Source organism: Nitrosomonas sp. Is79A3, from assembly GCF_000219585.1.
GTDB lineage: Bacteria > Pseudomonadota > Gammaproteobacteria > Burkholderiales > Nitrosomonadaceae > Nitrosomonas.
Genome location: NC_015731.1, coordinates 2,737,958 through 2,761,322, shown reverse-complemented (window position 1 = coordinate 2,761,322; position 23,365 = coordinate 2,737,958). Strand labels below are relative to the sequence as shown.

Sequence of the window (23,365 nt, the reverse complement as noted above, 5' to 3'; positions counted from 1 at the left end):
CAATACTGTTAGCGGCAAGCGCATCGCTAAAACCGCTTAGATTAATGCTGCGATAAGCTGCTGGAAAGAAGTTTTGCGGTAATTTCTACAATCGGAATAATACGTTCATAAGCCATGCGTCGAGGGCCGATGACACCGACTGTACCAACTATTTCTCCTTCTATTTCATACGGTGCCGTGACCACGCTGAATTCTTCCAGCGAAGCCACATCGGATTCGCCGCCAATAAAAATCTTTACGCCATGGGCTTGCCGGCTTAACTCGAGTAACTGTAATAGCTTGGTTTTGCGTTCGAACAATTCAAATAATTTTTTAAGGCTAATCAGATTATCCGACAAATCTTCGACCTGAAGCAGATTGCGCTCACCAGCCAGGACCACGGTTTCACTGCTTTCATTGACGGCATCACCGCCCGCTTCAATGGCTGCGCTCATCAGGCTGATCATTTCACCGCGCAATTGTTTGAGTTCGTTATCTAGACGCCCGCGAATTTCATCCAGAGTACAACCTGCATAGTGTTGATTAATAAAATTGCCTGCTTCGATCAGATCCGACTGGCTGTAGGGTGTATTGGTAAAGATAATGCGATTTTGCACATCCCCTTCAGGCGTTACGATGATTAGCAAGATGCGCTTTTCTGATAAAGCCATAAACTCGATATAGCGGAATACGGCGCCTTTTCGTTTGGGCGTTACGACAACGCCGGCAAAACGGGTCAGTTCGGATAGCAGTTGCGAGGCGACATTGATCACGCGCGAAGGATTATCAGGGTGTAATTGATTCTCCAGGTGATTCAGCTCAATCTTATCCAGTGTTTTGACCACCAGTAATGTGTCGACAAAAAGACGATAACCTTGTGCTGTTGGAATCCTTCCGGCCGAAGTATGCGGACTGGTCACCAACCCCATTTCTTCAAGATCAGCCATGACATTACGGATGGTTGCTGGACTTAAATCTAATCCGGAGAACTTTGAAAGAGCGCGGGAACCTACAGGTTGACCTTCGTGGATATATCGTTCTACCAGTGTTTTTAATAATATTTGGGCACGTTCATTTAACATGGTGTAATTCTACACGAATCAACAGGTTTCATTGTTTGGATGTAAGCAGTAATTTTGTCTCATCTCATCTATGCTAAACTTTCCCGATACCAACATATGCGTTATGGATTTGAGTTTCAGCGTGAGTTTAGGTATTTCTTAGGTAATTTAATTATTCAGGCTAAATATGTGCGAAAAGCTATTTTACAACTCTGTTCAGCTGACATGTGGACCAGCCTGTTTTGTTTTAACGGTAATTCTGGCGTTTAGACTTAATTTTGTACCCTAATCACAATCAATATTAGCTAAATAACTCAAGTAATGAATTCCCCATTTACAACTATTGCGTTGATCGGTAAACATAAGAATCCAGAAATTGCGATACCGCTTCTCAATCTCGCCGAGTATCTGACGGGGAAGAATTATAAGATTTTGCTTGATCATCTCACAGCATCGCATATTTGCAGTGACAAATATCCAGTATTGTCTCTGGAAGAGATTGGTGGACAGGCCGATCTCGCTGTTGTTGTGGGTGGCGATGGAACGATGTTAAATATCGCACGCATGCTGGTTTCATATGATGTGCCGTTAATCGGTATCAATCAGGGGAGACTCGGTTTTCTCACTGATTTATCCGTGGATACCATGTTTGAAACACTCGATGAAATGCTGGCAGGAAAATACACCACGGAACGTCGAATGCTACTATTTGCTGAAATCATTCGTGACGGTGTCAGTGTTTTTGGCAGCTTGGCGCTCAATGACGTGGTGTTGTATCGCGGAATGAGCAGTGGCATGATTGAGTTTGAAGTGAGAGTCAATAACGAGTATGTGAATACGCTACGCTCTGATGGATTGATTGTAACCACACCGACTGGTTCAACAGCCTATGCATTATCATCCGGCGGTCCCATCCTGCATCCCAGTCTGGATCTGATTGCGCTGGTACCGGTTTGTCCGCATACGCTCAGCAACCGCCCTATTGTCATCGGGCCGGATGCCAGTGTTGAAATCCAGATGCACAGTGCGGCCAATGTGCGCATTAATTGTGACAGCCATTCTTGTTACGATCTGGAACAGACGGATAACATTATTGTGCGGCGCTTTCCTAAAACAGTGCGATTGTTACATTCAGTGAACCACAGTTATTACCGCATGCTAAGAGAAAAACTGGGTTGGAGTGAATTTCCCTGATGACTCCGCAGAATGCGCAATTATGCTAAAACACCTGAGTATCAAAGATTTTGTCATTGTAAACCGGATTGAGCTGGATTTTATGCCCGGTTTCACAGTGCTGACCGGAGAAACGGGGGCGGGTAAATCCATTCTGATTGATGCGCTGATGCTTGCGCTGGGAGAGCGCGGCGATGCCAGTCAAATACGGCTTGGTTGTGAGCGTGCAGAAATCAATGTGACATTTGATATCTGCCGCTTGCCGGGGGTATTGCATTGGCTGGATGAAAATGACTTGCAGGGTGATCCGGATAGTTGTCTGATGCGCCGTATTATTGAAGCCAATGGCCGCTCGCGCGGCTATATCAATGGACATGCGGTTACCTTGCAGCAATTGCGCAGTGCAGGGGAGTATTTGCTAGCTATTCACAGTCAACATGCACACCAATCCTTGCTGCTAAAAGACGCGCAACGCGAATTACTGGACGCCTTTTCCGGTTGCGGCGATTTGGCGCGCGCGGTCAAGACGGCTTATCAAAACTGGCAAGATTGCTATCAACAAAGAATTGCAATGGAACGACATGCGGCGGAATCGCGCGACAAGCGCGAACAGCTTGAATGGCAACTGCAAGAGTTATCAGCGCTAAACTTTTCGCTTGAGGAATGGCAGGCATTGCAGGCCGACCATAGCCGGTTATCGCATGTGGCTGCGTTACTGACGGCAGCCGAAATGGGGGTGGATGTATTATCCGAAGGTGAAAATGCGGTACTGGCACAGATCAATACCGTGAATGGGCAACTGCAAAATTTGCTCGAATACGACAGTCAGCTCAAACCAATCACCGATTTGCTGGATTCGGCACAAATCCAGTTGCAGGAAAGCATTTACGAACTGAGACATTATCGCCAGCGCCTGGATTTGGATCCCCAGGTGTTACAGGAGATTGAACAACGGCTGTCGACGATTCATACAACGGCAAGAAAATTTCGTGTGACGCCGGAAGAACTGCCGCAATTGCTCGGGATGGTCATGCATCAACTGGAAATGTTGGGTTCGAATTCAGATATTAGTCATTTACAAACACGTGAGGTTGCTGCGCAGGGTGAATATTACAAACAGGCTAAACAATTAAGCGCTGCACGTCAAAAAGCCAGTGAAGCATTTTCCCGGCAGGTGAGTGCAGCGATGCAGATGATTGCAATGGTTGGGGGAGAATTCTCTGTTGCGTTGATACCAATCGAACACGGTAACGCGAATGGATTGGAGCAAATCGAGTTTCAGGTTGCAGCACATAAGGGGTTACCGCTGCGGCCTCTGGCCAAGGTAGCCTCGGGCGGTGAATTGTCACGCATCAGTCTGGCGATACAAGTTATTACCAGCAAAGTCGGTGTGGTACCGACGCTCATTTTTGATGAAGTCGATGTCGGGATTGGCGGACAAGTTGCTGAGATTGTCGGTAATTTATTAAAGAAACTGGGAAAAGAACGCCAAGTATTGTGTATTACACATTTGCCGCAAGTCGCTGCAACGGGTGATCAACAATGGCAAGTCGTTAAATCAGCGGATAAAACAGAGAGTCAGCAGATTGTTAGTCAAATAAATATCTTAGACAAGCAGGAGCGTGTGGAAGAAATCGCCCGTATGCTAGGCGGTGTCAATATTACCGAGACTACACGTCAGCATGCGGCAGAGATGCTGCAAAGTGGCCTAAATGACTAGTTTGTGCAACGCTTCCGTTAGCGGATAAAGTGACTGGTCCCAAATAAATCAACGATCATTCGCCGATAATGCTCGGATTTGCGGATCTGTAAGTGTTCAAGCGAACTGAGATTGTCGGTTAGTGTCACACCCTGAGAGTGATCAATATTCACGAGCCGCTGTTGTAACCAAGTGCGATGCGTATCGGGGAATGATGCATCGTTTAGATTGATTGCGTGATTTGTGGCAAGAAAAATAAAATCATTGAAATCGGTATCCGGATCGGAAATAAATACTTGTTGATGTGGAAAGACTCGGGCCAGTGTTTTCGCCACGGAAACCAGTGCTGCATTTTTCCCGTTGTCCAGAAATGAAACGAAATTAAGCGCAAGTATCCCTTGGTTTGTCAGTAAGCCATGTAATTGGGCTAGCGCTTCAACGGTCAGTAAGTGCGTTGGTTCCGAGCCGCCTGTAAACACATCCAGGATGATTAAATCATAGGGGCCGCTAAGCTGACGAATTTCATAGCGTGCATCGCCGATAATCGTTTGACCGGTTGGTGTAAAACCGAAATATCTGCTTGCTGCTTCAGCAACCGCCGGATCAATTTCCAGTGTATCAGTCACTATGCCGTGTTCTTTCAAAGTCATGGCCATATGACCGGCACCTTGGCCAACTAGAAGCGCACGTTTAATGTTGGGTGCCAAGGCGGGCAATAAATTGACTATTCGCTGATAAGTCAGAACATTCTCTCCGTGACTGAGACTGGCTGCACCAATGGTTGAAGCATCCACCGTCAATAAGCGAAAATTTTCTGCCGGTTTGTCGATTACGCGAACCCAGCCGTACAGGCTTTCCTGTTCAAACTGAACCTTGTGAGTGTCTGCATTTTGGGGGTTATTAGCTAAATCAGCTATACGTGGTAATAAAATAATCCCAATAGCGGTTAGTACCGCGACGGGTGGCAGCGTAATTATCAAACTCAAGTGTTTGCGTTCAAAATAGGCTACGCCCAAAGCGAGCAGGAACAAAGCAATACCCAAGCCCAGAAAGATTTCACGTGTACCGACCTGTGGAAACAAATAAAAGCCTAGAAATAAAGTCCCAATAACACTGCCTATAGTACTGACAGCATAAATAGAACCGGCGCTGGCACCAACACCTTCCAGGCTGGAGGTAGCCAGTTTAACCGCAAAAGGTCCAATCATTCCCAACATGATCAGGCTGGGTGAGAATAATACGAGCGTGCTGACAAAAACGCCCATGCGTAAGCCAAGAGAGTCAGTGGCGAGCAAAATAGGGCCCGTTAACCAAGGTATTAGCAGTGTCAGTAATCCGGAGAGCGCAATGATTAATGCTAGACCTGTATTTTTGGCTCTATCAGCCCAGCGGCCGCCAATGTAGTAACCGAGTGCCAGCGCAATTAATGTAACCGAAATGACCGATGTCCAGACGTAAAGACTGGCGCCATAAAATGGCGCGATCAGCCGTGTTCCTAACAGCTCTATCACCATAACCGCGGCGCCGGTCAAAAAGACAGTGCAGTAAAGCCAAGCCCGGTTTAATACTTGTGTTGAAACAGAAGGATTCATTCTATTTACTATAAAAGGAAGGCATGTGCAAAAAAGCCAGGAGTGCCGCGTCAATTAACAAAGCGTGAGAATTCTAAAGTTAAATCCTTAATTATGGAATGCGACAAATTGCCGCATCCCGACAGGTCTATTTGAGACGACTGAGATTTAATCGTGGCGTGGGATTGCACTATTTGATCGACAGGGTGCGACAATTTGCCGCATTGATGTTTTCCATATAAAGCAAGACAATCACTCGTAATATGAAATGTGATAGCTGAACGGTTTTCTGTTTTCTACATGGTTCAATGGATTGATGAAAGAGTTGTTAGCACAAAAATCCAAAATCTTTGATGGAAAGTCCAAGTGTGGTTTGGTTATGCATCAATTATTAAATCGTTTTTAGCATAAAACATCCGGTTGTGCATGGTTTTTGGGAGTCTAGATTGGCTGGTACCAAAAAGATTGTACATAGAATTATAAAATTGATTAGTAGGTTAGGGATAGAAGAAATGAATAAATACAGTAAAAAGATTTTTGCAGTTTCAATAATGGCTGTAATGACAACAAGTGTAGGGCTGAATGTACAAGCGCATACTCGGCTTGAAACAGCAACAATTAATGAAAATACCCGGACGGCTAATAATGTCGTTATCGGGCATGGTTGTGGAGAGAATTCGGTAATAGGAACCAGCGTAGTATTTCCTGACGGCGTGGATTCCACGATCACCGTTGATGGCGCGGCGCATACTGGTGCTTTGACTGATTTTGTTCAAAACTGGGGCAATGCAAATCAGAAAATATTAAACCGCGCTGTCTTTAGCTATGAAGATGAGAAAACAGATACCAATGGAAATGTTGTTGGTTTCTGGGCAGGCGGCGGCTCTCCGTTGCCGCACCAACTGCTTGGTTTTATTCCATTCAGAACCAGTGCCGTGATCATTGAGCCTACATCCTGCGCAAAAAGTGTGAAATTCTATATATCCATTGCAGATATTTGTCAAATTACCCCTGCCTCCGGTTTTAGCGACGAAACGGTTAATTTATGGACTCACACTGGTCTCGGTACACCTTATGACCGGGTGAGTGCGACAGATGATGGTCCGGCATCATTGATAATTACACGCACCAGCACTCTGCCCGCATCCTGTGGTACGGGCTTGGCAGTTGAAGTGAAACCTTCCGCCGCTCAAATAAACCGTGATATGCCGATCAAAATTGACGGCAGTCAAGTTTGGCCAAAGTAACGGTAAGTGTTGAGTACAGTTTGGTTTTATGAAACCCTCGCTTTTCCCTCCTGCTTTTTAAAGCGAGGGTTCTTATAAAAAAGCAAATAGTGAATGACAGTAGTAAATAAAAAATAAAATAGATAAAGGAGCCTTATAAATGTTGAAGTCTACAAAATTTAAAATGCGTGCTTTAATTTTGATGACAGCAGTCGGATTGGCTGGTGCATCGCAGTTCGCGTTTGCGCACACTCGTTTAAAAACACCAGAAATACAAGAGAATTCGGCAATGCACGGCAGTGACTATAATGCCGTGGTGATTGCGCATGGCTGTGAAAATCCAGCGACGGGTGCAGTGGATGCCAATACGATTGGAACAGTTGCAGTATTTCCAGACGGTAAGGATTCGATCATAACGGTCGATGGCGCGCCGCACACCGGATCTCTGACTGATTTTGTAACCAATTGGGGCAATCCTGTCACCAAAGTTCAAGATCGAAGTATCTTTGCCTATGAAGGATATATAAAGGATTCTTTGGGTAATAAGCTTGGCTTTTGGACTGGCGGTGGTAGTGGTTTGACGGGTGGTTTTAGAGCGGTAGTTCCATTCACAACTGCAGGTGTTATTATCAACGAAGCTTCTTGCGCAAAAAGCGTGACATTTGTTCTTGGGATTGTTGATATTTGCCAAATTACTAATGCGGCAGGGTTTAGTGATGAAACGGTTCAAATGTGGACACCTGCAGTCGGTTCGATTTATGATGGCACAGGACTTCATGGTTTCGATTCACCTGCTACATTGAAAGTCACGCGCAGTATCACTCCCTTACCGGCATCGTGCGGCGCAGGGGTTGATGTCGTGGTTAAACCATCAGCTAATCAGTTAAATCGTGACTTGCGGATTAACATTGATGGTAATCAAATATGGCCTCAGTAATTTAGATATTGTCATTAACATTGGCATAGACGGCGGACACGAATGAGTCAGTCTGGCATTCGTGTCCGGCTATCATCAGGAGAGGGATTGTAGAATTCTTAATATTTAACAAAACAGGTATTTCACTTGAGGGTTACACAATCATGCAGCAAAAACTTTTCGATAAAGCAGTAAAGATTATTTTTTTTGTAGTTTTTCTCGGTTATGCGGGTGTAAGCAGTGCGCATGATGCAGGTGCTACCATGGATCCCAACGGTAATGTCGCGGGCTTTACTGGATACGCGTTGGTTACTTGTTTTAATGATGGCAATGGGGATGCAGATCACTTGATTGCCAGTATTAAGGATGCTTCGCCGCCGCAAGATAAACTACTGGTTAATTTGCAAATAATCAAAGGAAACCACGCAAACAGCACGACTGATCCGGTTTCAGGTGATAGTAATTTCAGTCCCGCGGTCAGTGTGCGTGGCGGGAATGGTGTCTATTTTTTACTGGTAAACAAGACTGCTGCGGGTGCCCGATCTTTTCTTGTATCGTATCATTGTATGACTGCGAGTGAAGTACACACGGGAACGGATATTACTGTTCAACAATTTGAGTAATGTCCCTATTGTTTGAATTACACAATTTTTTTTAAGTTCGTTTAGGTAAATTTGCAATGAAAAAAATAAAATTATTATTTTTGATATTTTCAATGTGGTGTCTGTTTGCAACCGCATCATTTGCGGAGCACCTGGATCAGGTATCCCCTTCCTGTACATTGACGACATTGGATGGTAGCCCTGCGCATAATTTACAAGAACTGAAGGGAGAAGTTGTCTATGTGGATTTCTGGGCATCGTGGTGCCCGCCCTGCGTAAAATCCTTTTCTTTTCTAAATCAACTGGATCATGATTTGAAGGATAAGGGTTTGCATGTAATCGGTGTCAATCTGGATGAAAAAATTAAAGATGCTCAGGAATTTCTTGTTAAGTATCCGGCTAATTTTTCCATTGTTGTAGACTCAAATAAAGAATGTGCCAAGGTTTTTGAAGTAATGGCTATGCCAACATCCTATGTCATAGACCGGAAAGGAACCATTCGCCATATTCATCAAGGATTCCGCCCTGGCGAAACTGAAGAATTGCGTGCTTTAATTACGCAACTCGTGATGGAACATCCCTAGGAATGACAGAGATTTTCTTAACTGATATGAAAAGAAATCAACATGTTATAGTTAAATTGGTCCTTTTAATTTGTGTCGGGCTATCGGCCGGTTGTGCCCATGTGAGTGCCTGGGAACGAGGAAATCTGGCAAAGCCGCAGATGGAATTGGATCCCTACCCGTTGCAAAGTGAAATACAGTCACACAATTACAGTAGCCGCGAAGCGGCGCCAAGCCATAAATCTTCTGCAGGTGGTGGCGGTTGCGGTTGTTATTAAACTGATTCCTGCTAGAATTCGTTTTCTTTAGGTCAATAAAATTTGCAACGGAATAGTATGCCCCAACGCCCGGGCAGCAATCATCAATTAAAAAATCCGGAAGTACAGTCTGCAAAGCCAAGAAATACTACGCTACAAGCATTAACCTCGGCAGCGCTTGTATTGCCCGGTCTATTGATAACTTCAGGGCACGCGGCAGGTACAGATCGAATCAATTTTCAATACAGCCGTTACCAGGAAGGTGAACGCAATCTTTATGGTGCTCCGAATAGCTTAAAACCAATCAGCGCCGATGTTTTGCATGGCAGTGGCATTTTTTCTCTCACCGATCGCACCAAATTTTCTTTTGGCTATACGCAAGATACTTGGTCAGGCGCAACACCTGTAACTACAACGCCATTGGCTACCAATGGCGGTAATCGTCCGTATACCGTCAATGGGGTAGTGGCCGGTGCCTCGCCTATTCTGAATAGCACAATACTTTTAGACCGAGATCTAAATCCCATTGGAACTGATCCCATTACTAAACAATCAACGGGCGTTGTTGATAGCCGATCCGTCCTCGTCATGTCGTCTGCTTCTCCGGAAACACGCCGGCAAGCTAATTTTGGTTTGAGTCATGAGTGGAATGAGTCGGCTGTGAACGTGGGCGGGGGATTTTCCAGAGAAAGAGATTATCAATCGAGCTTTGGCAATATCGGTGGCCGCCTGGATTTTAATCAGAAACTGACCAGCGTTAAATTTGGCGGCGGCTATACGCACAGTCAAGTCGGCGCAATTCTCGATGGCGATTCATCTCCGTATATCACCAAAACTGCGTATGCACAGCAAATTGTTAATCGTAATGGTTCCGAGATTTTGCGGGGTAATCGCCAGGACTGGATCGCAAACGTTGGCCTAACCCAGGTATTGAGTAAAAATGCATTGATAGACGCCAATATTGGCTACACGCATAGCAACGGATTTCTGGAGAATCCTTACAAAGCAACCTCGATCATCTTTATTGATCCGGCCAGTTTGAACAAAAGTACAATTACTGGGGATGTGCGTGCTCTGATCGAGCAGCGGCCGGATATTCGTAATCAAGTAGCCTTAAACGCTAAGTATGTTCACTATGTCAGTCCGTTTAATGCGGCCATGCACCTGGGCTACAGGTTATCGGTAGACGATTGGGGCGTGAATACGCATACCTTTGATGCAAGCTGGGTGCAGCCGATTGGAAGCGGGTGGACTTTGACGCCGCGGATTCGTTATTATTCACAAGATTCTGCCAGTTTTTACCGTCCTTATTTATTTTCTCAGCAAGCTTACCGGAGACAAGAAACCGATAGTCTCGGACGACAAGTCTGGTTTGATGGGAAAAATCCCGCTATCCAGTATTTTGGTAGCGATCCTTTTAATCTGGTTGATCAAAACGGTAATCCGGTTGATGGGTTTTTGGCTAATCCACAGCCTAAAACAACGTTGTTTGATGCTGGAAAATTACCCGATAATTTTTCCAGCGATCATCGCTTGGCAGGGTTTGGCGCGCTAAGCGGCGGCGTGATATTGAGTAAAATTCTCGGCAAAGGCGTCGCGCTGGAAGCCGGTTTTGAATACTATACGCGTGCCAGTTCGATGCAGATTGGTAATGGCGGAAATAACAGTTTTGCTGATTTTGATTATTATGTAGCGAATGCGGCGGTAAAGTTTGATATTGAACCGGTTACTTCGCTGCCGATTGGTGGTTCAGGTGGATCTTCCGATTCACATCGTCATAACTCCTCGCATCACCATCACAAAATTCCCCCTGCGGGTATCATGTTTGGTCATATGCTCGATAAACCCGGAGATTTTATGGCGGGTTATCGATTTATGTATAACTGGACCGGTGGAAATATGATGCATGGCACACATAAAACGAGTGATCAAGCGATCATTGATCAAGGGTGCGGGAACGGTTCGTGTCAATTTACGCCCACATACATGGATATGCGTATGCATATGGTTGATCTGATGTATGCACCAACTAGGTGGCTCAATGTCATGCTGATGCCTACCTTTATGGATATGGATATGAATTTGCGCCAATTAGCCGGGGCAAAAATCGACACTTCGGGAGCACATGGACATCATGGTGCAGCGGGACATGAAACAGGTGCCATAGGCGATACCTATTTTTCATCATTGATTAAGTTGCTAAATATCCCCGGGCATCGTGTCCATGCGAATTTAGGATTCAGTGCACCAACCGGAAAAGTGGATATCGAAGTGCGGCGTACGCATCAAGCGGATGGCGGGTTGATTCATTTTGGCATGCAACTGGGTAGCGGCACCTGGGATTTTACGCCCAGTCTGACATATGCCGGAGAAAAGAGCCGCTGGTCTTGGGGTACACAGTTGAGCGGTGTTAAGCGTATGGAAGATCAAAATAAATCAGGCTACCGTTTGGGTGATGTGTTCCAGGCGACAACTTGGGGCGGTTACGATTTAGCCCATTGGCTGACTGCCACCGTGCGTGGCATATACACTTGGCAAGATGCCATACAGCGAGACTTTAATCAATTTAGTGCGCGTATCGGTCCGATGGATTTTCCGGCGAATTATGGCGGACAATTCTGGGATGTCGGGTTGGGATTGAACGCCAGAATTCCCGGCGGACGGTTCGCCGGTAACCGTTTCGGTTTCGAATGGATACAACCGGTCAAGAGTGATTTCAACGGATTCCAGCTGGATCGTCAGGGAGCCCTGTCAGCGACCTGGAGTTACCGGTTTTAAGAAAAATGAAATTTGTTTTTCTATAACTTTCACAACTTTCCCAGAGCTACCTGAGTGTAACAACATGGCTCATCTAAAGTACTGTCACTATGATTTTAAAGCGATGGGTTCACCCTGCTCGATTCAGCTTTATGCTGGCAGTGCTCAGAAAGCGAAGCGTGCAGCCAAAGTTGCCATGGATGACGTGTATCGTCTGGAGGCTAAATATTCCCGCTATCGCACTGACAGTTTCTTATCCGAAATTAACCGTATCGCAGCACAAGGCGGTCACATTAGAGTGGATGATGAAACTGCCGGGTTAATCGACTACGCAGACACCTGTTATCAACAAAGTGATGGCCTATTTGATATTACTTCCGGGATTCTGCGCCGCGCCTGGGATTTTAAATCGGGAATCATACCTGCGCAGGAAGCGATTGCATCTCTGCTCGAAATGATAGGCTGGCGTAAAATAAACTGGCAACGGCCGCTCCTGGTATTTACTATTCCCGGTATGGAAATAGATTTTGGCGGGGTAGTCAAGGAATACGCCGTCGATCGTGCCGCTTCATTATGCCGGGATGCTGGGATTAATCATGGCATCGTTAATCTGGGCGGTGACATCAAAATTATTGGCCCGCATGATGATGGCAGCCCCTGGCGTATCGCTATCCGCCATCCACGCAAACCCGGCGGCATATTACAAACACTGCTGCTGCATTCCGGCGCACTGGCAAGCAGTGGCGATTACGAACGGTGCATTACCTTAAATGGCGTGCGCTACGGTCATGTGTTGAATCCAAAAACCGGCCAGCCGGTCAATTATATGGCGGCAGTCAGCGTCATCGGTGAGTTTTGTGTCGTCGCCGGTAGCGCATCGACTATCGCTATGCTGAAAGAAGAAGATGGTCCTGCATGGCTTGATGCACTCGGGTTGCCGCACTTATGGGTCAATGTGCAAGGAGAATCAGGCGGATCGTTGATGGAAGAGAGGTTGTGAATGCTTGATTGATCAGCTGAAACTTGGCATGTGATGCCGACTTTTTAGGTGGAGCCAACTTGTTGCCGCTTTTGAGCGGTTAATAGATGCCGGATTTCGGTTTTGCCGGCGGTGATTTAACTATGCCGCGCTATCACACTTATTTCCAGAAAAAACAAGCCCCGCCAATGATGCGGGGCCGTCTGAAATGCAGCTAAACCAAATTAAATGCTTTCTTTTCTGCGGCGTGCCATAAATCCGAGCAAACCTAAGCCAGCCAACAGCATGGCATAAGTTTCCGGTTCAGGGATTGGGGAAATATGAAAATTTCCAGCATATGAACCACTGCCATGGCCTGCGGGGAGGAGGCCGCCTTTCACGACAAGCGCATAGTGATCAGTAGGATTTAAAGGGCCCGGAAAACTAATAGCCTTAAAAATACCAGGAGTTAGTGAGCCTGTGTCGATAATTGTATTCGTCGTAATATCAAATAAAGTAAATCTTGTAATATATACATCGGGGCCAGTTTGCGCGAAACCGGATATTACACTACCTCCTCCATCACCCCCCGCACCGGCGGGTAAATAAAAAGGAAAAATATCATTAAAGGCCCCAGTAACGTTATTGTTGCCAAAAATGGCATCCCAATTCGCCCCATTATGACTGAAGCTTGGTCCATACAACGAAGAAGCACTGGCTGAACCCATACCAAAACACAATACTGCAAGAATCGATAATACTTTTACCCGGAAACTATTTTTCATATCAAACTCCCAGAATGAGTCTAAAAAAATTTTTCTGATGACCATCAATCAGAAAAGCACACAGAACAAACGATAATAATTTTCAACTACCATTAATTCGAATTATATAGATAGCTCTTTCCTGAAACCATAGGAAGTTCCTCCTTTTCTTATAGTACGTATATGTCAATATTGTCATGGTATTAACTGCATTTTTGCCGGAAAAGGTAGATTGACATAAATTAAACCGGTAGCGATTGATCCGTACACCTACTGTTCCCGGCATGGAAATCAATTTTGGATGAGCGGCAAGGGAATACGCCGTCGATCATGCCGCTTCGTTATGTAGGGTTGCCGGACTTATGAGCCCGTGTGCGGAGTAATCCGATGGATCGAGGCAGTTTAAGGGAGCTCTGATTAAGTTGATTACATTCATAGTTCGACAAGATAACCACGAACGTAATCAATATATTACCGTTCGTCCTGAGCCTGTCGAAGGACTTAATCAGAGCTTCTTAATTTAGTCTCGCAATAAAATTTGGTAATGTATTCACATAGGTTTTGATTGCGATTAAACTGCGATGACTTGATCAAACCACTTAATAAAGCGACTTATGAAAAGCTGGAATTCGTATTTAATCAGAATAATCAGTTTTTCCGTTCTGATGGTTACTGCGCAAATGACGCAGGCATTGCCGGATGAGTGTACGGATTTGACCGCACCGGCCACTTTTCTGGAAGCAAACAGTCTTGTCTGTTTGCAAAAAATCATCGTGACCGATTCATCGGGTGATCAGCTATACAAAGCATCATTGCAATGGCTAGGAGTGGATAATCCGAACCGGTTTAAATTGTTAACTGTGGAGTTTGACGATGCTTCTGAGGAGAATAGTCCTGCCTTCTCATTTCTCAATGGCGTGCTGACTTTACCCAAGATCGATGTTCCGCAGCTTTATGGTACTGAGCGCTACACCGTCAGCTTAGCTTGGGTGACGGATACCGATATGGATACTGATGATCCGGTCTCGGTGTTTGAACTGAAAACCGTTGCCCTATACAACAATCCTGGATATTTTCCCAATACGACTTGGAAACCTTATGGCATGCTACTTCCCGATGAGAGGCGTGCGGTTGATTTGCTGGGGCGGTCTATTCCCTATGCAAAACTTGCTGATGCGATATATGATTTTGATAATGTTGCGGTTGATGCTTGGCAGTTAATAGAATCCAATGGAAAAAGTTCCGGAATGGATGCCGGTGTCTATAGAAACCGCGATACCAATGAATTAGCACTGGTATTTCGTGGCACTGAAACTTGTGATTTTCCTTGCTCATTTAAGGAATTGGAAGATACTGCCAGTGATGCGATAGCAGATGCCGCCATAGGGATTGGTACAGTCAGTGATCAATTTAAAGATGCGTTTAGATTTGCTCAAGATGTGGTCGGCCGGCATCCTGGCGTTAAAATTACTGTCGCGGGGCATTCTTTAGGCGGCGGATTGGCACAAGCGATTGGTGCAGTTCTGGGATTGGAAACATTTGCATTTAATTCTTCGCCTGTTCCGGATCATTTCTTTGATACTTACACTATTACGTTACCAAACGAAGAGATTCAAGAATTAATTTATGTGATTGCCGATGTTCATGATCCGGTTTCTAATACCGATAATACCGGAAAGTTTTATTTAGATTCTCATCATGTAACACCGCTTATTCAATTTGATTTTGATTTAAAAGAAATCATGCCGGGCCATTCAGCCGATCTGGAAGATCTAAGAATTGACCGTCACAGTATTACCCGGTTTACTAATAATGCAACCAATCTATTGAATACTTACCGGGATGGGTGGTAACAGGGAGTATTGCCTTCAAATCTATTCGGCCCAGCTGCAAAATGATCAATGCGTGATGTAACCGATACAAAAACATTTTATGCATCCTCTAAGCAGCAGGGAAAACCGCTGGATGCGCCAACATTGGTGTCTGAATTCGGCGGGCGCTATTCCACGCAATTGGGTATTCAACTGAGTGACCTGGATGCGGCGGAAATTTACAAGTGGTTGCTTGCTGCCCTATTATATGGCGCGCCTATTTCAGAAAAGATCGCCACGCATACGTGGCGGGTACTTGAGCGTAACGGACTTTTGACACCGGAAAGTATTGTCCGCACGGGTTGGGATGGATTGGTGAATCTACTCGATGAAGGCGGTTATGCACGCTATGATCACAAAACAGCGACCAAAATGCTTACAGTCAGTCAAACCTTGCTGGATCGTTATGCAGGGAATCTAAACCATCTGCACGCCGCCGCTTTGGATTCGGATGATCTCACGCAACGTATCATGAACCTTGGCAAAGGGATAGGCCCGGTGACGGAACAGATTTTTTTGCGAGAATTGCGCGGCCGCTGGCATAAGGCAATGCCGCCGCTTGCGCAATTGGCTTTTCAAGCAGCTCATGCGCTGGGATTTCTTCCACAAGATTGTCATAATGATGATCAGTCGGCGTTGATCCGTCTGCAGGATCTATGGGAAAAGTCGGGTATGTTCTTGTTAAACTTTCCCGATTTTGAAGCAGCGTTGGTTCGCTATGGGTTATGGCTACGTCATCAAAGCAATGCAATTAAGATTCCGGAATAGTAAATAGAATTCAATAGGAACGTTGAGTGTGAGTTAACCGGACAGTTGCAATCTTTTTCTTGATTTTGTGTCTTATGCCTATATTAATAAGACAACTGGAGAAGAAAGAACTATGACTACGATTCGTTCGCCTGCCGTGGCAGGCTTGTTTTATCCCGCTGATGCATGGCAGCTTGAACAGGATGTTCAGCACTTGCTTGCAATGGCGGAATTTCATGATACCAAACCCAAAGCATTGATTGTTCCACATGCGGGGTATGTGTATTCCGGTGCAATCGCTGCGACAGCGTATGCCAGCATATATTCTGTTGCAGCAGCAATCCGGCGCGTCGTATTGCTCGGCCCTGCGCATCGTGTCGCAGTGCAGGGTCTGGCTTTGCCGGGAGTGGATGTTTTTGACACGCCCCTGGGCAGAGTGAAACTAGATACGGATTTAGTCAACGCGATTGCCCATTTACCCCAAGTGACCGTCAGTAAGGAAGCGCACGTGCTGGAACACTCCCTGGAAGTGCAATTGCCATTCCTGCAAAAGGTTTTGAGCGATTTTACCTTGCTGCCGCTGGCGGTCGGCATGACATCGGCAGAAGCAGTGGCTGAAGTGCTGGAGCAGTTGTGGGGCGGTGAAGAGACATTGATTGTGATCAGTTCGGATCTTTCGCACTATTTGCCGTATGCGACGGCACAGCGTGTAGACAGTAAAACGGTTCAGTCCATAGTGCAGTTACGGCAGCCGATTGACCATGATCAGGCGTGCGGGAGTACAGCCATTAACGGCTTGATCATTGCCGCTCAACAGCATCATCTGACACCATATTTGCTGGATCTGAGAAACTCCGGAGATACCGCAGGTTCGCGCGATCAAGTGGTCGGTTATGCGGCGATTGCATTTAACTAATGGGAGATAGGCATATGTCACATGAAAAAAATGAGCAAGGAAAAGTTTTGTTGCAAATTGCACGTACGGCTATTTCCCGTGCTTTGCGCGTGCGCAGTGCATCTACAGCAGAGGTTAATGAAAATATGCCATGGCTATCCGAGCCGGGAGCAACGTTTGTCACTTTGACGCAGTGGGGTGAATTGCGGGGTTGTATCGGTTCGCTGCAAGCTTGTGACCCATTGATTGAGGATGTGAGCAATAATGCGGTATCGGCCGCATTGTACGATCCCCGTTTTTCACCATTGGCGGCTGATGAATTGGAGACAGTCAGCGTCGAAGTGTCATTGCTTTCCGAATTGCAGCCGTTTGATTTTAGCAGCGAAGCCGATGTGCTGGCGCAATTGCGCCCGGATATCGACGGGATTGTGTTCGAATATGGGCCATATCGCAGCACATTCTTACCCCAGGTATGGGAAAGTTTTCCGCAACCGCAGCAATTTCTTGCCCGGTTAAAGTCCAAGGCCAGATTATCTGAGGATTTCTGGGCTGAAGATGTCAAGTTATCCCGCTATACCGTGAGTAAATGGTGTGAGTCTGATTATTCTAAGGAGTATGTCAATGGATGAGCCGATTAGTGCCGCTGAGCGATATCCAACAAAATATTGGCATCAGCTTGCCGATGGCCGGATCCAATGTGATTTGTGTCCGCGCGATTGCAAATTGCACGAAGGGCAGCGTGGTGCCTGTTTCGTCCGGGGTCGTGCCGGCGATGCGATGGTATTGACGACTTACGGGCGCTCATCCGGTTTTTGTGTCGATCCCATCGAGAAAAAGCCATTAAACCAGTTTTATCCCGGCAGTAGTGTTTTGTCATTCGGCACTGCGGGTTGTAACCTTGCCTGCAAATTTTGCCAGAACTGGGATATTTCCAAATCGCGCAGCTTTGACAAGCTGCTGGATCAAGCCAGTCCCGAAGCGATTGCGCGCTACGCGGAAAAACATGGCTGTAAGAGTGTTGCGTTCACTTACAACGATCCGGTAATTTTTGCCGAGTATGCGATGGACGTGGCGGATGCCTGTCATGCCAGAGACATCAAGACTGTGGCCGTTACAGCGGGTTATATTCATGCGCAACCGCGGCGTGATTTTTTTGCCAAGATGGACGCCGCCAATGTTGATCTCAAGGCATTTACCGATGAGTTTTATGTTAAGCAAACTGGATCGCACCTGCAGCCTGTGCTGGAGACATTGAGGTATCTCAAGCACGAAACCGATGTATGGCTTGAGTTGACTACTTTATTGATTCCAGGTCTGAATGACTCGAGTCAGGAAATCAGCGCGATGAGCGAGTGGATAGTGAAAGAACTGGGTACCGATGTGCCGCTGCATTTCAGTGCCTTCCATCCGGATTACAAACTGAATGATATACCGTCTACACCGGCTGAAACATTGATTCAGGCACGTAAGATTGCGCTGGAAGCCGGGTTGCAGTATGTATACACCGGCAATGTGCATAACCTTGAGGGCGATACGACGTACTGTCCGGCATGCGGAAAAGCTGTCATCGTGCGCGACTGGTACGAAATCAAACAATATCACCTGACTCCGGATGGGCGTTGTGAAAATTGCAATACTGTGATTGCGGGCCGTTACGGTCAATTTACCAGCCAATTTGGCAGACAACGAATCCCAGTCAGGATCGGAGCGACAGTATGAATGCCGTAAAAATTCCAGCCGGTTCCGTTGAACTCAGTGGCGAACTTATATTGCCGTCTGCTTCATCGGGTGTCGTACTGTTTGCCCACGGCAGCGGCAGCAGCCGTTTCAGTCCTCGTAATACTTTTGTTGCCAATGTGCTGCAGCAACAAGGCATCGGCACGCTGCTATTCGATCTGCTGACGCGTGCAGAAGATCAAGATTATGCGATGCGTTTCGATATCGACCTGCTGACGCGCCGCCTGCTTGATGCTACAGCTTGGCTGCAGGCTAAGCCGGAAACAAAGGCTTTGCACATTGGTTATTTTGGTGCCAGTACCGGCGCCGCCGCTGCATTACAGGCCGCGGCAGAAATGGGAAACGCTATTGCTGCCGTGGTTTCACGCGGCGGACGCCCTGATCTGGCTGGAGAAATCGCGCTAAGCCAGGTAACTGCACCGGCGCTGCTTATCGTAGGCAGTGCGGATTACGGTGTGATCGAGCTGAACAAACAAGCTTTTGCTTTGATGAAATGCAAGAAAGAATTAGTGCTCGTACCCGGAGCAACGCATTTATTTGAAGAAGCGGGTACATTGGAACAGGCTGCACAGTATGCAGCCAATTGGTTCTTGAAATATTTGCAATAAACTTGATCTGCTCTGGTGCATTATTAAGGTAATCAATTGCTTTAACAGATCGTTGAAAAACTATCTGCATTGCCGCTGCAGTGTTAAAAAAAGGCCCAAAATGCTCATTTGTTAGAATAAACTGAGTTTCGCCCATTTTTGCCTTGCATCGGCTGGTCTCTAAAACGTTTTTCAACGCCTGTTAAAATCTTCATCGACAATCATCCAACGTATCTTGGTTTGATTGCTTGCCGTGGCTTTTATCGGCAGTATCCGGCATGTACTTTCGACCACAAATGCAATGCGCGATTTTTCTATCGGCCATACCTCGATTGCAGAAGGAGTTTCAGCATGAAACCGGAAACTTTCACGATTTCCTGCATTGCTGATGGAAATACAGTATTCATTTAGGACAAATGTACAAGAGATAAAGGATTGATTGACTATAGTATTGAACTAACCTATGGATTAATATCAAATCGCTGAGTTCTTTGCATCGATAAAGAATAGAAGCGGATGGTTCTTTAATTTAGATTTGGGGTTGATGTTCGGCCTCCCCCTTAAAACATAAAATAATATCAGAGGAATTTATAATGAAAATTCAAAAATTAGCTATTTTACCAGCTGTTGTAATGAGTATTCTTGCTGCCCCTGCTTTTGCTAACATTGGTGATACTGCAACTTACAAGTTCGATTTGCCTTCCACGGCGGTAGCCTCGCAAAACCCACCTTATCCCATAGTCGCCACACTCACTTTGACCGAAGTAGCAGGCGGTGTTGACTTCCTGCTAACTCCGAATTGGGGTGGCTCCACGGGTTTTAGTGCAAATTCACACATAGAACGCATTGATTATGTCTACCAAGGGCCAGCATCCCCGACATTCACGTTCCTTTCAGGAGCTCCGATTGATACGTTCTCGTACGAGACCAATCAGAATAATATGGATAGCGGCTACAAGACAGATGATCAGCACATCAATATCGACTTTTTTACATCGAACACTGCTAGCAGGTTTGATAATGATTGGTCGAGCAGTAGTTGGAATGTGTCCGGTGCGGGCGTAGATCTGACGGATTTCACCGGAACACAGGCAACGAGCGGCCCAAAACCATCACCAATCTTCGGTGTTATTTCGGTGGATCCTTATTCCCTTACGGATCCGCATCCAACACCTTCGAACTGGGTAACCTCACCAGTTCCAGAACCAGAAACCTATGCGATGATGCTGGTTGGATTAGGATTAATCGGGTTTTCATTACGTAATCAAAAAAAATAACAAAACCAGCTTTTCCTCTTAGCATCTGCTAAAGAGGAGACGTTTAAAGAGAGATCAATTCATTCTGGAATTTGATCTCTCTTTTTTTCACGGATTGCTGTCCAGAATAAAGACGCGGATTTAATTTTGAAGTGCAACTTCTGTAATTTCTGCCCGCAGCTTAATTTTGCACCGCAATGAATAATCCAGCAAAATAGGACGGGGAAACATTTTTGAAATTAACTAATGCGTATCGGTATTGATCTGGGTGGTACAAAAATAGAAGGCGTGGTGCTGGATCGTGATGGCTATGAGTTGCTGAGAAAGCGTGTGGATACACGGCAGTCTGAAGGCTATCAGGTTATATTGCACACAATTGAACGACTCGTCGTGCATCTTGAAGCCGAAGTAGGTAAAAAATGTTCGGTTGGAATCGGTACTCCTGGCGCTATTTCAGCGGTAACGGACACCATGAAGAATTCTAACACCGTCTGCCTGAATGGGCGGCCACTGCTTGAGAATTTGCAAACACTGTTGCATCGGCCGCTACGCATTGCCAACGATGCCAATTGCTTTACTTTGAGTGAAGCGCTGGATGGCGCGGGGAAAGGCTATGGTGTAGTGTTCGGCGTGATCATGGGTACCGGTGTGGGTGGAGGCGTCGTATTCAACGGGCAATTGCATCAAGGCCATCAACATCTCGGCGGTGAGTGGGGCCATAATATCCTGGAGCTGGATGGGCCGGATTGTTACTGTGGCCATAAAGGCTGTGTTGAAACGCTGATTTCCGGTCCTGGATTGGCCGCTGATTTTCAACGTCACGGCGGGAATAGTGCATTGCTAGCCAGCGATATCGCGGCGCTGGCAGCACAAGGCGATGCTTTGGCTGAAGCTACACTGCAGCGTTTTTTTGATCGTTTTGGCCGCGCCATGGCACTGGTGGTAAATATCCTTGATCCGGATGTCATTATACTGGGCGGCGGACTTTCCAATGTGGAGAGACTCTATTCTGAAGGATGTGCGCGGGTGGCGCATTATGTCTTTAATGATGAGTTCATTACCCCGATTTTGAAAAACGTGCACGGCGACAGTTCCGGTGTGCGGGGTGCCGCGCAGTTGTGGCGTAGTGATGAAATCTAAAGATAAGTCACGTTGCTAAGTATCTATTTCACCATCCGTGCAACACGGCATTATTTCCCCTGATAAATCCACTCATTCAACAATAACCGTCCAGCAACAATAATCTCCGACGCGACCATTCCCAGCGGTCCACGATTCTGCTGTAACAACTGATCCGCTGCGGCACCATGCAAATAAACCGCTAGCAACAGCGCTTGATCCGGATTCAAACCTTGTGCAATCAGTGCGCCGATTATTCCCGCTAACACATCGCCGGTACCTGCGGTGCTGAGTCCGGGATTGCCGCTGGTGTTCAGGTAACGCTTTCCGTCCGGGAAACAACAAATGCTGCCAGCGCCTTTCAATACTACGTAACAATTGAATTGCTGCGCGATTTTATGGGCGGCATTCATGCGGTTGCTTTGCACGGCGGCGGTATCGGTGTTCAAAAGACGGGCTGCTTCGGCGGGGTGTGGCGTCAAGATGGTGTGAGCGTTGCGCTGGCTGAGTTTTATGCTCAAGTGAGGGTGCTGCGCGATCAGGTTGAGCGCATCGGCATCGAGCACCAGCGTCACTTCGCTATTCAGTGCACTCTCCAGCCAGGACAACGCTTCCGCTGCATTGCCGAGACCGGGGCCGACCACCAGACAATTCAAGGGTTTTAACGTGAACAGCTCAGATGGGAAGCGCAGCATGAGTTCCGGTTGCGAGAAATCGACCGGCGGCGCAGCCTGTGCCAGCAAGCCCAAATAGACCCGTCCTGTGCCCAGATGCAAGGCTGATCGTCCTGCCAGCAGCGCTGCGCCGACCATGCCGATGGAACCGCCGAGGATTGCAACGCTGCCGAAAGAACCTTTATGGCTATTGGCGGAACGGGGTGGTGGCAGTAGCGATTGCGCGAGTTTTTGATTGAGCAGCCAGGTGTGTGGTGCGGGTGGTGAATTGAGTTGAATATCCAGCTTGCGCAGCAGAACAGTGCCGCAATATTCGGGTCCGAAGTTGGTGAATAAACCGGGTTTTAGTCCAATAAATGTCACGGTAGTGGTGGCGCGGATTGCTGTGCCATAAATGCAACCGTCGTCGCTGCCCAGGCCGGATGGAATATCCAGCGCCACGATGGGCACATTCAGTTGATTGACGGTATCCACCCATTTCTGGTACGTGCCCCCGATTGGCCGGTTCTGGGATTGATCCAGACCAATGCCAAACAGCCCGTCGATCACCGCATCCCAGTTTTGATCGCCGTCGGGGATGTCGGCAGAAATTTCGCCGCCAATGGCGAGCCAGGCTTGAATTGCCTGCTTGGCATCTGCTGGAACACAGTTGCGGTCGCCGCTGAATACTACGGTGATCGCGTTGCCCCATTCTTTCAGATAACGCGCTACAACAAAGGCATCGCCGCCGTTATTGCCCGGTCCGGCGAGCACCAAGATGTGATGGTTTGGGTTCTTGTGTAATTGGTCACGGACGATTTGCGCCGCGGCCAGGCCTGCTTTTTCCATCAGGCGGGGCGGTTTCGGCAGCATCGCGGCCTGATGTTCAATTTCGCGTATTTCGGTGGTTAAAAATACCGGGTCGGCAATGGTCATAATTTTCAGTATCGCTGGATGATCCACGATAAGTACAT

Annotated in this window: 21 protein-coding genes; 17 read left to right on the top strand and 4 right to left on the bottom strand. The window is 46.8% G+C overall.

Annotated features, from left to right (window positions below):
* Nucleotides 1-41: 41 nt before the first annotated feature.
* Nucleotides 42-1,061 (bottom strand): heat-inducible transcriptional repressor HrcA, encoded by a 1,020-nt coding sequence (hrcA, locus tag NIT79A3_RS12745; RefSeq protein WP_013966594.1) that lies wholly within the window; start codon nt 1,059-1,061, stop codon nt 42-44.
* Between the two features lie 300 nt (nt 1,062-1,361).
* Between hrcA and NIT79A3_RS12740 the strand changes: the two genes are divergently transcribed.
* Nucleotides 1,362-2,234 (top strand): NAD kinase, encoded by an 873-nt coding sequence (locus tag NIT79A3_RS12740; protein WP_013966593.1) that lies wholly within the window; start codon nt 1,362-1,364, stop codon nt 2,232-2,234.
* A gap of 22 nt (nt 2,235-2,256) precedes the next feature.
* Nucleotides 2,257-3,933 (top strand): DNA repair protein RecN, encoded by a 1,677-nt coding sequence (gene recN / locus NIT79A3_RS12735; protein WP_013966592.1) that lies wholly within the window; start codon nt 2,257-2,259, stop codon nt 3,931-3,933.
* A 17-nt stretch (nt 3,934-3,950) separates the two neighbouring features.
* Here the strand turns inward: recN and NIT79A3_RS12730 are convergent, their stop codons facing one another.
* The gene (locus tag NIT79A3_RS12730; protein ID WP_013966591.1) at nt 3,951-5,504 is read right to left on the bottom strand and encodes a fused MFS/spermidine synthase; all 1,554 of its coding nucleotides are present in this window, start codon (nt 5,502-5,504) and stop codon (nt 3,951-3,953) included.
* A 491-nt stretch (nt 5,505-5,995) separates the two neighbouring features.
* Here NIT79A3_RS12730 and NIT79A3_RS12725 point away from each other — a divergent pair, with 491 nt between their 5' ends.
* From NIT79A3_RS12725 to NIT79A3_RS12695, 7 genes are all read left to right on the top strand, one after another.
* The gene (locus tag NIT79A3_RS12725) at nt 5,996-6,730 is read left to right on the top strand and encodes a hypothetical protein (RefSeq protein WP_013966590.1); all 735 of its coding nucleotides are present in this window, start codon (nt 5,996-5,998) and stop codon (nt 6,728-6,730) included.
* 139 nt (nt 6,731-6,869) lie between these two features.
* Nucleotides 6,870-7,646 carry a hypothetical protein gene (locus tag NIT79A3_RS12720; protein ID WP_013966589.1) on the top strand — a complete coding sequence of 259 codons (777 nt, stop codon included), beginning with the start codon at nt 6,870-6,872 and terminating at the stop codon, nt 7,644-7,646.
* 143 nt (nt 7,647-7,789) lie between these two features.
* The gene (locus NIT79A3_RS12715; protein WP_013966588.1) at nt 7,790-8,248 is read left to right on the top strand and encodes a hypothetical protein; all 459 of its coding nucleotides are present in this window, start codon (nt 7,790-7,792) and stop codon (nt 8,246-8,248) included.
* A gap of 56 nt (nt 8,249-8,304) precedes the next feature.
* Nucleotides 8,305-8,811 carry a TlpA disulfide reductase family protein gene (locus tag NIT79A3_RS12710; protein WP_013966587.1) on the top strand — a complete coding sequence of 169 codons (507 nt, stop codon included), beginning with the start codon at nt 8,305-8,307 and terminating at the stop codon, nt 8,809-8,811.
* 2 nt (nt 8,812-8,813) lie between these two features.
* Nucleotides 8,814-9,068 (top strand): DUF4266 domain-containing protein, encoded by a 255-nt coding sequence (locus NIT79A3_RS12705; protein WP_013966586.1) that lies wholly within the window; start codon nt 8,814-8,816, stop codon nt 9,066-9,068.
* Nucleotides 9,069-9,125: 57 nt separating this feature from the next.
* Nucleotides 9,126-11,825 (top strand): DUF3570 domain-containing protein, encoded by a 2,700-nt coding sequence (locus NIT79A3_RS12700; RefSeq protein ID WP_013966585.1) that lies wholly within the window; start codon nt 9,126-9,128, stop codon nt 11,823-11,825.
* Between the two features lie 64 nt (nt 11,826-11,889).
* A complete protein-coding gene (locus NIT79A3_RS12695; protein ID WP_013966584.1) occupies nt 11,890-12,804 on the top strand; it encodes an FAD:protein FMN transferase in 915 nt (304 codons plus the stop codon).
* A 203-nt stretch (nt 12,805-13,007) separates the two neighbouring features.
* Here NIT79A3_RS12695 and NIT79A3_RS12690 read toward each other — a convergent pair whose 3' ends face one another.
* Nucleotides 13,008-13,547: an FxDxF family PEP-CTERM protein gene (locus tag NIT79A3_RS12690; protein ID WP_013966583.1), complete on the bottom strand. Its 540-nt coding sequence runs from the start codon at nt 13,545-13,547 to the stop codon at nt 13,008-13,010.
* Nucleotides 13,548-14,140: 593 nt separating this feature from the next.
* Here NIT79A3_RS12690 and NIT79A3_RS12685 point away from each other — a divergent pair.
* The 8 genes from NIT79A3_RS12685 (at nt 14,141) to NIT79A3_RS12650 (ending at nt 21,759) form a co-directional block, all read left to right on the top strand.
* Nucleotides 14,141-15,379, top strand: a complete 1,239-nt coding sequence (locus NIT79A3_RS12685; protein WP_156797084.1) for a lipase — start codon at nt 14,141-14,143, stop codon at nt 15,377-15,379.
* 48 nt (nt 15,380-15,427) lie between these two features.
* Complete coding sequence (locus NIT79A3_RS12680) at nt 15,428-16,165, top strand: cytoplasmic protein (RefSeq protein WP_013966581.1); 738 nt, start codon at nt 15,428-15,430, stop codon at nt 16,163-16,165.
* A 112-nt stretch (nt 16,166-16,277) separates the two neighbouring features.
* Nucleotides 16,278-17,060, top strand: a complete 783-nt coding sequence (gene amrB / locus NIT79A3_RS19565; protein WP_013966580.1) for an AmmeMemoRadiSam system protein B — start codon at nt 16,278-16,280, stop codon at nt 17,058-17,060.
* 14 nt (nt 17,061-17,074) lie between these two features.
* Nucleotides 17,075-17,668, top strand: a complete 594-nt coding sequence (gene amrA, locus NIT79A3_RS19560) for an AmmeMemoRadiSam system protein A (protein WP_013966579.1) — start codon at nt 17,075-17,077, stop codon at nt 17,666-17,668.
* Complete coding sequence (gene amrS, locus NIT79A3_RS12665) at nt 17,661-18,758, top strand: AmmeMemoRadiSam system radical SAM enzyme (protein ID WP_013966578.1); 1,098 nt, start codon at nt 17,661-17,663, stop codon at nt 18,756-18,758. Before amrA ends, amrS begins: the two co-directional genes overlap by 8 nt.
* Nucleotides 18,755-19,384, top strand: a complete 630-nt coding sequence (locus NIT79A3_RS12660; RefSeq protein ID WP_013966577.1) for a dienelactone hydrolase family protein — start codon at nt 18,755-18,757, stop codon at nt 19,382-19,384. Before amrS ends, NIT79A3_RS12660 begins: the two co-directional genes overlap by 4 nt.
* Nucleotides 19,385-19,956: 572 nt before the next feature.
* Entirely contained in the window at nt 19,957-20,640 is a 684-nt protein-coding gene (locus NIT79A3_RS19555) for a PEP-CTERM sorting domain-containing protein (protein ID WP_013966576.1), read from the top strand.
* Between the two features lie 225 nt (nt 20,641-20,865).
* Nucleotides 20,866-21,759: an ROK family protein gene (locus NIT79A3_RS12650; RefSeq protein ID WP_013966575.1), complete on the top strand. Its 894-nt coding sequence runs from the start codon at nt 20,866-20,868 to the stop codon at nt 21,757-21,759.
* Between the two features lie 50 nt (nt 21,760-21,809).
* On the opposite strand, the gene NIT79A3_RS12645 is transcribed toward NIT79A3_RS12650, so the two are convergent.
* The gene (locus NIT79A3_RS12645; protein ID WP_013966574.1) at nt 21,810-23,327 is read right to left on the bottom strand and encodes a bifunctional ADP-dependent NAD(P)H-hydrate dehydratase/NAD(P)H-hydrate epimerase; all 1,518 of its coding nucleotides are present in this window, start codon (nt 23,325-23,327) and stop codon (nt 21,810-21,812) included.
* Nucleotides 23,328-23,365: the final 38 nt, after the last annotated feature.

What these genes read in the sequence shown, in the direction of transcription:
- amrS (WP_013966578.1), top strand. Translation starts at nt 17,661, where the DNA reads ATGGATGAGCCGATTAGTGCCGCTGAGCGATATCCAACAAAATATTGG.
- NIT79A3_RS19555 (WP_013966576.1), top strand. Translation starts at nt 19,957, where the DNA reads ATGAAAATTCAAAAATTAGCTATTTTACCAGCTGTTGTAATGAGTATT.
- amrA (WP_013966579.1), top strand. Translation starts at nt 17,075, where the DNA reads ATGTCACATGAAAAAAATGAGCAAGGAAAAGTTTTGTTGCAAATTGCA.
- amrB (WP_013966580.1), top strand. Translation starts at nt 16,278, where the DNA reads ATGACTACGATTCGTTCGCCTGCCGTGGCAGGCTTGTTTTATCCCGCT.
- NIT79A3_RS12660 (WP_013966577.1), top strand. Translation starts at nt 18,755, where the DNA reads ATGAATGCCGTAAAAATTCCAGCCGGTTCCGTTGAACTCAGTGGCGAA.
- hrcA (WP_013966594.1), bottom strand. Translation starts at nt 1,061, where the DNA reads ATGTTAAATGAACGTGCCCAAATATTATTAAAAACACTGGTAGAACGA.
- NIT79A3_RS12690 (WP_013966583.1), bottom strand. Translation starts at nt 13,547, where the DNA reads ATGAAAAATAGTTTCCGGGTAAAAGTATTATCGATTCTTGCAGTATTG.
- NIT79A3_RS12650 (WP_013966575.1), top strand. Translation starts at nt 20,866, where the DNA reads ATGCGTATCGGTATTGATCTGGGTGGTACAAAAATAGAAGGCGTGGTG.
- NIT79A3_RS12725 (WP_013966590.1), top strand. Translation starts at nt 5,996, where the DNA reads ATGAATAAATACAGTAAAAAGATTTTTGCAGTTTCAATAATGGCTGTA.
- NIT79A3_RS12700 (WP_013966585.1), top strand. Translation starts at nt 9,126, where the DNA reads ATGCCCCAACGCCCGGGCAGCAATCATCAATTAAAAAATCCGGAAGTA.
- NIT79A3_RS12705 (WP_013966586.1), top strand. Translation starts at nt 8,814, where the DNA reads ATGACAGAGATTTTCTTAACTGATATGAAAAGAAATCAACATGTTATA.
- NIT79A3_RS12730 (WP_013966591.1), bottom strand. Translation starts at nt 5,504, where the DNA reads ATGAATCCTTCTGTTTCAACACAAGTATTAAACCGGGCTTGGCTTTAC.
- NIT79A3_RS12720 (WP_013966589.1), top strand. Translation starts at nt 6,870, where the DNA reads ATGTTGAAGTCTACAAAATTTAAAATGCGTGCTTTAATTTTGATGACA.
- NIT79A3_RS12645 (WP_013966574.1), bottom strand. Translation starts at nt 23,327, where the DNA reads ATGACCATTGCCGACCCGGTATTTTTAACCACCGAAATACGCGAAATT.
- NIT79A3_RS12715 (WP_013966588.1), top strand. Translation starts at nt 7,790, where the DNA reads ATGCAGCAAAAACTTTTCGATAAAGCAGTAAAGATTATTTTTTTTGTA.
- NIT79A3_RS12740 (WP_013966593.1), top strand. Translation starts at nt 1,362, where the DNA reads ATGAATTCCCCATTTACAACTATTGCGTTGATCGGTAAACATAAGAAT.
- recN (WP_013966592.1), top strand. Translation starts at nt 2,257, where the DNA reads ATGCTAAAACACCTGAGTATCAAAGATTTTGTCATTGTAAACCGGATT.
- NIT79A3_RS12685 (WP_156797084.1), top strand. Translation starts at nt 14,141, where the DNA reads ATGAAAAGCTGGAATTCGTATTTAATCAGAATAATCAGTTTTTCCGTT.
- NIT79A3_RS12695 (WP_013966584.1), top strand. Translation starts at nt 11,890, where the DNA reads ATGGCTCATCTAAAGTACTGTCACTATGATTTTAAAGCGATGGGTTCA.
- NIT79A3_RS12680 (WP_013966581.1), top strand. Translation starts at nt 15,428, where the DNA reads ATGCGTGATGTAACCGATACAAAAACATTTTATGCATCCTCTAAGCAG.
- NIT79A3_RS12710 (WP_013966587.1), top strand. Translation starts at nt 8,305, where the DNA reads ATGAAAAAAATAAAATTATTATTTTTGATATTTTCAATGTGGTGTCTG.